At 41.4% G+C, this 10,744-nt stretch carries 8 protein-coding genes and 1 pseudogene; all 9 read right to left on the bottom strand.

The window, feature by feature from the left end; translation table 11 throughout:
- Window positions 1–204: 204 nt before the first annotated feature.
- Entirely contained in the window at window positions 205–435 is a 231-nt protein-coding gene (locus Q1V93_RS10050) for a 30S ribosomal protein THX (protein ID WP_300664302.1), read from the bottom strand.
- Between the two features lie 132 nt (window positions 436–567).
- On the bottom strand, window positions 568–1,236 hold the full coding sequence (locus tag Q1V93_RS10045) for an RNA methyltransferase (RefSeq protein ID WP_300664301.1): 669 nt from the start codon (window positions 1,234–1,236) through the stop codon (window positions 568–570).
- Between the two features lie 539 nt (window positions 1,237–1,775).
- Window positions 1,776–3,185 carry a serine hydrolase gene (locus Q1V93_RS10040; RefSeq protein WP_300664300.1) on the bottom strand — a complete coding sequence of 470 codons (1,410 nt, stop codon included), beginning with the start codon at window positions 3,183–3,185 and terminating at the stop codon, window positions 1,776–1,778.
- A gap of 159 nt (window positions 3,186–3,344) precedes the next feature.
- Window positions 3,345–5,792, bottom strand: coding sequence for an outer membrane beta-barrel family protein (locus Q1V93_RS10035; RefSeq protein WP_300664299.1), 2,448 nt, complete (start codon window positions 5,790–5,792; stop codon window positions 3,345–3,347).
- Between the two features lie 109 nt (window positions 5,793–5,901).
- On the bottom strand, window positions 5,902–6,819 hold the full coding sequence (locus tag Q1V93_RS10030) for an AraC family transcriptional regulator (RefSeq protein WP_300664297.1): 918 nt from the start codon (window positions 6,817–6,819) through the stop codon (window positions 5,902–5,904).
- A gap of 213 nt (window positions 6,820–7,032) precedes the next feature.
- Window positions 7,033–7,308 (bottom strand): annotated as a pseudogene (locus tag Q1V93_RS10025) (HU family DNA-binding protein); the annotation flags it as partial.
- A 176-nt stretch (window positions 7,309–7,484) separates the two neighbouring features.
- Entirely contained in the window at window positions 7,485–8,441 is a 957-nt protein-coding gene (gene fmt / locus Q1V93_RS10020) for a methionyl-tRNA formyltransferase (RefSeq protein WP_300664295.1), read from the bottom strand.
- Window positions 8,438–9,772 carry an MATE family efflux transporter gene (locus tag Q1V93_RS10015; protein WP_300664293.1) on the bottom strand — a complete coding sequence of 445 codons (1,335 nt, stop codon included), beginning with the start codon at window positions 9,770–9,772 and terminating at the stop codon, window positions 8,438–8,440. Before Q1V93_RS10015 ends, fmt begins: the two co-directional genes overlap by 4 nt.
- Window positions 9,772–10,744: class I SAM-dependent rRNA methyltransferase (locus Q1V93_RS10010; protein WP_300664291.1), on the bottom strand; the 973-nt coding region annotated here is incomplete at its 5' end. The genes Q1V93_RS10015 and Q1V93_RS10010, both read right to left, overlap by 1 nt.

The following is a 10,744-nucleotide window of genomic DNA, read 5'->3' as shown; positions in this document are numbered from 1 at the left end:
TTTAAATACGTCTTGCGGAAGAATACATGGTCCTGCGCCAAAATTGTGTTTTTTCATGATTTGATTTTTTTTGCTCTCTATTTGGAAGTCCACAAATTTCGAGATTTTTGAACGAAAAGAGAAGCATTTTTATTTAAATTATTTCACAAAAAAAGCCCCGCCAACAGGCAGAGCTTTTAATATGTTGAAGGATTATTCATTTAATTATTCTTCAGATTTTTTTGTTGTTTTAGCTGCAGGCTTTTTTGCTGCTGGTTTTTTCTCAGCTGCAGGTTTTGCTGCTGTTTTCTTTACTGCCGGTTTTTTCTCATCAGCACCTTCTTTTTTTGCAGCCGCTGGTCTGGCAGTCGTAGTTGCTTTTTTTCTTTTACGGGTATTACCATAGGAACCGTTTACACGTTTTCCTTTTGCCGTCTTGATATCACCTTTTCCCATAATAGTTTTCTGTTTTTAGTTCGAAAAGTCATACAAATATAACTTTCTCTGCGAGTTAGAATTCAAAAAAAATGTAAAAGTTTACACTCCGATTCTCTTCTGCACGCTATGACAGGAATAACTGCGAATCAACTATTTCGCCAAACGTTTTTCCAGTTCTTTTCTCACAACGTCTCCGTTTCGCATGTAACGCTGACACCATTTGAGTTTCACATCAACCTGGTCTTCTTCTGACAGCTTCCAGTCTTTGTCTGATTCCAATAAACGTTGTCTTAAGGCTTGTAATGTCAATGCTACAGAAACGGAAACATTGAAACTTTCCGTAAAACCAACCATGGGAATAGAAACGTTGTAGTCCGCAATTTCGCGTATTTCATCCGAAATACCTTCCCACTCCGTTCCGAAAGAAAGTGCAAGCGGTTGATCCAGGGGAACGTCAAAAATGGAAAGTTCCGCATCCGGAGTCAAAGCGGCAATTTTATATCCTTTGGATTTTAATTTGGAAACGGCATCCAAAAGTGGAGCCGGGCCTTCATTGTAGTTGTATAAGTCGACCCATCTTCCGGCGCCACGGGCAATATCGCGTTGCACTTTGTATTGGTTTTTACTCTCAATCACGTGCAATTCCTGAATTCCGAAACAGTCGCAGCTTCTTAAAACGGCACTGGCATTGTGTTCCTGATAGATTTCCTCCAACAAAACCGTCAGATAACGTGTTCTTTTGGCAGCAACCTGGTCAAATAATTCACCCTTCACAGCAGGGATCAATTCGTAAAATGCCTGAAGCAATTCGTTTTTCATGGCGTAAAGCTAGTGATTTCTCCATAATTCACTGTTTAACGCCTCTTTGTTAAAGCAATTCCAGTTCAATCACACAACTATTAGATATGAATATAGAGCATAGACATTCCCGTTTTATTTCAGGCATCAAGTATAAATAAGCCATCTTTCAGACATAGATATAGCATAGATATAGCATAGATATAGCATAGATATAGCGATGATTGTACCTATTTTAAACAAAGTAAATCAATTATAAACAGCATAGTTTTCCAACAACTAATCACGATCACCCAATTCGTATCCCGATTTCTATCGGGGCGGCATTCGTAATTCGGCATTCGTAACTATTTCTAATTGCCCAAAAAGCACCCTCACTTCTTTTTAGAAATAAAAGGTGCTTTCTTATCTTTGCTTATGTTTGAATTATTCTTACCCGGTTTACCCGTTATTTTTCAACTCTGTTTTCCGATTCGACCGCCACAAAGCCAAAAGGGCTCGAAATCGCTGATGGTGCAACTGTAAAATATGAAGTAATTTCCGGTTCGAAATAATGCGGTTTATTTCAGCACTTTGATTGATTGTGTTTGGTAGTTGTTTCCGGTAATCGTTACAAAATACACTCCGCCGGGAAGCGACTCCAGGTTTTGAAATGTGATCACAGCCTGTTTCTTGATCAATGGATCAGTAATCCGGGTTGAGATGATTTTCCCCAAAGCATCTGTCAACGTAAAGCTGAATTCATCGTCTGAAGAAAAATTTTTCCGGATGATTGCCAGTTCATTGGTGAAAGGAACCGGAGAAACCTGAAAATTTCCCGTTTGATTCTCACTCAAAGACGCGGTGGTATTTTCAACATATGTTCGCAGCAATTCACGCACAACAGGCAGCAAAGTCCAGGAGTTTTTATCGTTGTCGTTTGTAAAAACGGTAATGCTTTGATCAAATTCCGGGAAATACCAGGAAGATGCATGATAAGCCAAATCGCCACCATGACCGTAAGCTTCATAGCCTAAAAAATGTGTTTGATTTTTCATTAGCCCAAGCCCGTATTTCCCTCCCTGAGATGCCGGAGCGAGCACGGTTGTTTTGGCTTCAGCCATCATGGTTGTTGAAAGTAAATCTCCGCGCATGTAAGACCGCATCCATTGGGTGCAATCTGTTGGAGTGGAGAAATATCCTCCGGCAGCACCGGCAGTTGAATTGAGAGACAAATAACTCATGTAGAAGCTGTCAGCATCGTCTAAAACACCATCACCCGTAATGTCAAGCCACAAATGAGCAACAGGCGAATTCAGAGTTTCAAACGAAGGAATAGCGAATGAATTTAACTGTAGCGGATCAAAGAAGCGGTTGCGTAATTCGGTGTAAAAAGGATTTCCGGTTGCTTCCCGGATAATCATACTCAACAGGAAATAATTCGTATTCGAATAAGACCAGGAAGTGCCGGGCGCAAATAATGGCGGCGAAATGAAGCGGTCGATCAGTTCTTCCGGGGTCCAGATGCGTGAGATGTCTGCCAGAAGAGAATCCTGGTTGTGCGGATGACTCAAGACATCGTAAATTCCGCTGGTGTGATTCAGCAATTGCCGGATTGTGATATTGCTATCGATATAAGGAACCGTTGGAAGCCATTCGTGTAAACTATCGTCTAAATTCAGCAGGTGTTCATCAGCCAGTTGTAAAACGCATGCTGATGTAATGGTTTTCGTCACACTTCCGATGAGATATGCATCGTTCGGAGTGACGTTCGTAGCTGGTAAAGCAGCAGAAATTCCATTTGCATGGGCCCAAATACTTCCGTCTGCTGTTTGGATGGCTGCGCTGAGAGATTTTGCTCCGAGAACTGTCCGCATACTATCGAGCGTATGTTGTAATTCCGTATCTAAGCCAGCTGATATTTGGGCATTCGCATTGCTTGTGTTTAAAAGCAAAAAAACACTAAAGCCGATGGTGTAGAATCTGTTCATAAATCTGATTTTTAAGATGATGAACTAAAGCTACCTGGATCAGACCCGATTCATTTGTCGAAACCTGCTAATTTAAGGGCAATTGAAAATTGAGAATGTAAAATTGAAAAGTTTTTGAGTCGTGTAAGTCTTTTCAATTCTCAATTATCCATACTCACTTTAATGTGCGTTTACCCGTTGTTTCTCTTCATCTGAAGCTCCGGATTGACGTGCGTTAAGTGCTTTTCCTTTGCTGAACCTGTAAGAAAAACTCACCGTAAGAACCCGTGTGTCCAAACGACTTTTCCAGTTTGCTTTGGAATTTGCAATATTCCGAATGTCTCCTCCAGGTTGATTGGTATACACAATGTCCGAAATATTCAGCTTGACAGAACCTTTGTCTTTCAGGATTTTGTAAGCAAAACCGGCTCTCAGCTGACCAACCGGAATGGTTAAGAACTGACCGGATAAAATGCGTGTCTGATATGATCCGGCAAGTTCAGCCGAAAACTTGGAAGTGATGATGAATTTAAATGCCGGACCAACATACCAGTACCAGCGATTTTCGACTAAGGGCTGGTTGTAAATGGTCGTATTGTACCCGATGTTTTTCAATTCCGAATAATACTGAACGCCCCACCATTTGAAGATGTTGAATTCACCGCTTACGCTGATTCCATAAGCCGTTTGATTCCCATAATTCCCGGGTCTGCTGTAATAAATATTGTTTACCTGTTCGTTGGTTTCATTGATCAGGTTATGCACCAAACTGTAGTCAACAGTCGCGGAAAACACACTTTTGTATGAGTAAGTCAATTCGAAATTATAAGAGAAGGTCGGTTTCAAAAACGGGTTTCCTGCGTAATAGGTGTATGCATCCATCGGGTAAGTAAATGGATTCATATCCTGGTAATTCGGGTAGTCAATCCGTCTTCCGAATGAGAAACCGATCTGGTGGTGTTTCAAACTGTCCGGATTGTAGGAGAAATAAGCCGTTGGAAACAAACTGTTATACATGCGTGTAAAACTCGAATCAGCAACAAGCGGGTTCCCCAATTGATTTCCGTGCATTCGGATACTTTCAAAACGCAAACCGATCTGCATGGCAAATCTTCCCCATTCCTGCGCATAGTTCGCATAAGCCGCATTGTTGTTCTCATGGTAGAGAAAACGATTGGAAAAGGTATAATTCGGGGTTTGGGTTCCATTGGCCACATCGAAAAAATCGGCAGTATTGTCCGTGCTTACAAAAGCAGTTTTCACACCGAATTCCAAACGGTTGTTGTGTTTAAACGGATTCACGTAATCAATCTTTGCCGTTTTGATATCAATATCTGCCGGTAAAGAAGAGTAGAGGTCAAGAGAGTTCATGAGTGAACCATCTGTTGCGCGTGTCTTGTTATCCAGCGTTTGCGAATGATCGGATTTATAGCGGATGTAATCTGCGTTAATTGTCAGTTCTTTTCCTAAGCTGTCTATTTTCAGTGAATAATTGATGTTGGCGCTTCCGTTGTACCAAAGATTTTTGGAAACGGCGCGTGCCGAAACAAGTGCTGCAACAGAACTGTCTGACGCCAGGATATTGGCTGCGTTCGTTGTTTGCGTTAAAGAAGGATTGTGAAACCCTGAAAAAACAACGCCGATCGTTGATCTTTTGCTGACATACCAATCCATCCCGATTTTAGCGGTTTTTCCACCGTGTTCTCTTTTGATATAGGACTTTTGTAGAAATGCCGAACTGAATTGGTTGGCAGGAGTATAATAATAGCGGTTAATGGTCAGATCCTGGAACGAGTTATTCTGACTCCAACCCAAAGTAGTGAACAGGTTGATCTTATTCACGCGGTAGTTGAGACTAAAACTGTTATTCGTACGTAAATACCTTCCTTGTCCGTAACTTAAAGTAATTCCTCCGTTGAATCCTTTCTCTTTCAGTTTTTTCAGAATGATATTGATAATTCCCGCATTTCCGGAAGCATCATACCTGGCAGGCGGGTTGGTCATGATTTCAATGGAGGCAACCGAATTTGAAGGTAAAGAACGCAGGTAGGAGGCAAGATCTTCCTGTGACATATAAGTTGGTCTGTTATCAATAAAAACCTGCACACCCGATTTTCCTTTCAATGAGATATTTCCGTTGAAATCTACCGTAATACCGGGTGCTTTTTCCAACAGATCAAAGGCCGTTGTTCCCGTACCTCCAACAAGCGCATCGGGATTCACCACCACACGGTCAATTTTGCGTTCGATAAATGGTTTCTGATTGGTTATCACAACATCTTCCAACTCTGTGGAAGAAACAGTTAGAGGGATATCAGGAAATTGAATGAAACTGGAATCTGTTGTGATTTCGACAGGCTGACTAATAAACTTTTTATATCCTGTTTGGGCGATGATCAGAATAAAAATACCATTCTTTATTCCTTCAAACTCAAATTTTCCCGTTGAGTCTGAAATTGCGCCTTTTACGAGAGAAGAATCTGCTGCATGGCATAAGCGAATAATGGGAGGGAGCTGCGGATCAATCCCAACGACTTTACCTGTCACTGTTGAATGCTGAGCAGAAACAAACTGAAAAATGAAAAAAGAAAAAAAGAGGATAACGTAGTTGAAGCCTTTATTGATCATTGGGTTTGAATAATAGAACTGTAGTACAAAGATGCCCTAATTCAGGAAAGGTTGTTTGTCAAATACTGCAATTTTATGTAAACGTGTGAAATCAGGTGTTGGACGGTTGTCAAATCTTGACAGAAGCAGCGTACAATGTGGGAGAAAGGCCGAAATGCTTTTTAAACGCTTTACTGAATGAGTGAATGTCTGAAAATCCCATGGCAATGGCTACGTCAGAAACCGGATAGTCTGCTTTCAATAATTGAGACGCTTTGTTTAACCTGCTGGAAAGAACATATTGATAAGGCGTGCAGCCGATTGTTTGTTTAAACAAACGGAAAAAATGGTATTCCGACATGCCCGCAATTCGTGCAATCTGCTCAATGGTGATGGACTCCGTATAATTGGAATCAATGAATTCTTTTCCATTCAGAACACGTCGGCACAAATCTCTGCGCGTTTCCGGTTTGACGGACGGAATTGACTGAAGTTGTTTGAAAACCTCTAATTGATCCGCTACCAAACTTTCAGCGAGCTGAAAGAACAATTCGGGATTGATCTGGTGGCTTGAAAATACATGATTCGTAATGTGTTTGCTAATTTCCAGTAATTGTGTTCCCAGATGCGTGTGAGTGGAAGAATACTGGTTTTCGAGAAAGTGTTCGGTGTAAAAGAAACGCGATAATTCCGGATCCGGAACAGCGGTGTCAGGACTTCTAAGCGTGGCAAGGACTTCTGATACGAGTTCATTGGAGACATTTAAGCACAAACCTTTCACATTTTTACTGCTGTCGATTTCTACTTTTCCTTCTTTTTCTCCGTTCAGAAGCAGGTAAGATCCGGGGGTAACGCTGTACGACTTATTGTTGATCGTGTACCGTTCAATTCCGTCATGAACAAACTTGATTGCAAAACCCTGTGAGATGATGGGGCGGTCGAATTCTTTCAGAGAAGACAAATTAAAAATGTTTCCCTCACAACCAAATTTCACAATGGTTTGATCGTGATCGTAGAAGTAGGGATTTGCTTTACTCTGATTTGTCATCTGAATTCACATACAGGGTTCTCTAACACTGCCAATTTATAGAAATTTGAAACAGCTTGAATGGAAATGAGATACGATGTAGTGAAGTGTAGCAGTGAGCGAATAAAAGGTAGAGAATCTGAATTCAGGAGATTCTGAATTTCCGGATAGAGGCCACAAAAAAAATCCCTCCATCAATTGACGGAAGGATTTTTCTTTTTAAGAATATCGTTCTTAGTTAACTGCTTCAGATAAATCAGACCCAGCTTTGAAACGGATAACGTTCTTAGCTGCGATTTTGATTTCTTTTCCAGTTTGTGGGTTACGACCAGTTCTAGCTTCACGCTTAGAAACTGAGAAAGATCCGAATCCTACTAAAGAAATACGGTCTCCTTTTTTTAATGCTCCCGCTGTAGCACCTACAAATGCATCCAATGCTTTTTTAGCATCAGCCTTAGACAATCCTGCTTCAGAAGCAATCGCATCAATTAATTCTGCTTTGTTCATAGTTTGGTTTTTTTTGAATGATTTCTAATAATTAACACAACAAAAATATAGGAATATGCTTCTCTACCAAGGCTAAACACTAAAAAGCGTTGATTTTGTTGATAAATAAACGTATTTGTTGATAAACCTCCCTGTTTTTGGGCGTTTTCCGACCAATTTAGGATTTTCTTCGATGAAAATTACTCGAAAAAAATAGTCCATTCTGCTGCTGAATTCCCCACCAACCACTCTTTAGCGCTCATTTTTTTCTTTCCTTCCACCTGAAATTCGACGATTTCCAGCTTTTGGTCTTTTGTGTCAACGAACAATTGCGTTTTAGTTGAACTTAATTGAATGGTTCCATTTCCTTTTTCATCACTCAAACGTGTTTGAAACACTTTGACATTCTTGAGTTCTCCTTTGACATTTTTCCAGGTTGTCCATGCGGAAGGATACGGACATAAGCCCCGAACGAGGTTGTGGATCGTTTCGGGAGTTTCTGTCCACGTTATGTTAGTATTCTCTTTGAATAATTTCGGAGCGGGTCTTTTTTGTGAATGGGTGAATTCTGTTTGAGGAATCGGCTTCACAGAATCAGATGAAATATCCTGTAAAGTCTCTACAACCAACTTGCCTCCTTCCAGGATCATTCGATCGTGCAACTCACCGGCAGATTCATTTTCACCGATTGGCATGCGCACTTGTTTGATCACATTTCCGGTATCAATTTCCTCATCAATGAAGAACGTACTCAATCCGGTTTCAGTATCTCCGTTGATAATGGTCCAGTTGATCGGAGCAGCACCGCGGTAATCGGGCAGAAGGGAAGCGTGCAGATTAAAGGTTCCTTTTTTCGGCATTTTCCACACCTCCGACGGAAGCATTCTGAAAGCTACTACAACAAACACATCTGCATTCAAAGCTGCCAGTTCGGAAATGAAATCCGGATCTTTCAGTTTTAATGGTTGTAAAACCGGAATGTTATTTCGCACTCCGAATTGTTTTACCGGACTTTCATGCATCAGCTGCCCCCGTCCTGCAGGTTTATCAGCAACGGTTACAATCCCAGCCAGGTTCAGGCCGGCAGATTGAATGGCCTCCAGTATTCCGACGGAGAAATGGGGAGTTCCCATAAAAACAATGCGCAGATTATTCATGATATTTTAGGTTCTTTTGTCCAGTTAAACAATTTCAGATATGCGAAGGAAAGTGCTCCCATCGAAATAAAGTAGACATATTCGACCAACCAAACCAGGTGGATCGGCCAGGTCCAGACTTTGATAAAAAGATAAGCCGAAAGAATATACAAACATGTTGAAATACATTCGACCAATAACGTAATACGCGTTTGTCCGCTTCCACTGATGGTTTGGAAATAAACGCTGATAAAACCATAAATAAGAATGGACCCGCTGACAATACGAAGAATCGTTGCGCTTTCTGCAACGTGACCGGGATGGTCGGAAACCAATCGGATCAATGTTTCTGGATAGAGAATCGCTCCGTGAAAAGTCAGGAGCAGAAAACCGATCGTCAGGAACTGAATGCGGCGCTGAATAGTTGGAATGAAAAGAAATTCCTTCGCTCCATAGTATTGTGCGATGTACGTTTTCGTTGTTGCTGCAAAACCCCAGATAGGAATAAAGGCAAGGAAATAAATGTACCGGATGTTTAGGGAAACCGTCAGATTGTCTCCACCCATTTGTTCGATCCAGATAAAGAAAATCGTCCAGATCGAAAGTGCAATAATTCCCTGAAATAAAAGCGGCATCCCGATTTTCAGGTTTTCCCTGATTTGAAATTTACTGATGAATTTTGCCTGCAGAACCGGATAGTGTTTTCTTAGTTTTCCACCTAAAAGCGTACTTAAAAGAAACAGCATCGCTAAAAACTCGGCACTTGTAGATGCAATAGCTGCTCCTTCAAGACCCAGACGCGGAAACGGGCCAATTCCGAACACAAGGAAGTAATCCAGAACAATGTTCGAAACTGCTGCGATCAAAGCGGTCAGTAATACAAGAGTTGTTTTACCAACCGCCAGGTAAGAGGCCTGAATGCTTAAAGTAATGGTTGCAGCCCAGAAGGAATAACTTCTGATTTCCAGGAAGGATTGTTCTGCTTTTGCAAGTTCGGGATTTGTTACCAGGTAGCGCATCAGTGCAGGCATTCCCAATTGTACCAAAATGGTCATAAAGATTGCTGCCGCAACTAAAATGGCAAAGTTGGATTGGAAAACTGCGGCAAATCCTTTGGTGTTTTTTTCTCCGACTTTTTGAGCCATTGCAATTTGTGCTCCGTCTCCAAGCCCGGTGAAAACCATGTAAAAAGTAATGTACCACAATCCTGCACTTCCCGAAGCATCGTAAGCAAGCGTACTGTAGCGGCTTAGAAATGCGGCATCCGTGATGGAAATAATGGATTGAATAAATCCACTAAGCATCATCGGTAAAGCCATTCTAAGAATGGATTTATACTGTATGTCGAGCATTAGATAATCTGTAAAAGCAGCCCTTTCAAGTATTCTCCTTCCGGATGAAATGCATTGATCGGATGATCAGCAGGCTGATGTAATTGTTCCAATATTTTAACGGTTCTTCCGGATTCAATTGCTGCTGCAATGATCGTGTTATTGAATAGCTGTTTATCAACCACTTGTGAGCAGCTGTAAGTCATCAATAATCCACCCGGACGAATGTGCTGAATCGCCATTGCATTTAAGCGCTTGTATCCTTGAACAGCCTGGTGTCTTTTGTCGCGGTGTTTCGCAAAAGCCGGTGGATCCAGGATGATAATGTCGTATTCTTCACCCGTTTCACGAATGAAATTCATCGCATCCGCAACAATGGATTGGTGGTTCTTAAAACCGTTCAATTCGATATTGGCATCAGTGAGTTCGATCGCTTTTTTCGAACTGTCGAGTGAATGGACTTCTTTTGCGCCATCCTTAAGAGCTGCCAAACTAAACCCTCCGGAATAACAGAACGTATTCAGGATTTTGGCTCCTTCAGCATATTTTGCCAATAAAGCCCGGTTTTCTCGCTGGTCAATAAAGAATCCGGTTTTTTGCCCGGTAATCCAATCCAATTGATATTTTACCCCGTTTTCCAGCGCAATATGAGGAGTTTCACAAAAGCCAAATAAATAACCGTCTTCAACCGGAATTCTTCCCGGAAGCGTTTCCTTCGATTTGTTGTAAACTGCTTTCAGATCGTCTCCCAATGCGTAAATCAATGCGTTTTTGATCAGCTCAATTTGCAGATACATTCCCAAACTGTGACATTGGATTACGGCAACTCCGCCATAAAAGTCGATGACCAGTCCCGGCAATTCGTCTCCTTCTCCATGAATCAATCTGCAAATAGTATTGTCTTCTCTGAAAAGATGTAGTTTTTTTCGAAGTTCTACAGCATTCGAAACCCGCATATTGAAGAAATCCTGATCAATTGCTTCCTGATTGAAT

Origin of the sequence: Fluviicola sp., assembly GCF_030151805.1 — a bacterium.
Classification (GTDB): domain Bacteria; phylum Bacteroidota; class Bacteroidia; order Flavobacteriales_D; family Crocinitomicaceae; genus Fluviicola.
Note: the sequence above shows the minus strand (reverse complement) of the source record. Positions and strands in the feature narration are given on the sequence as shown.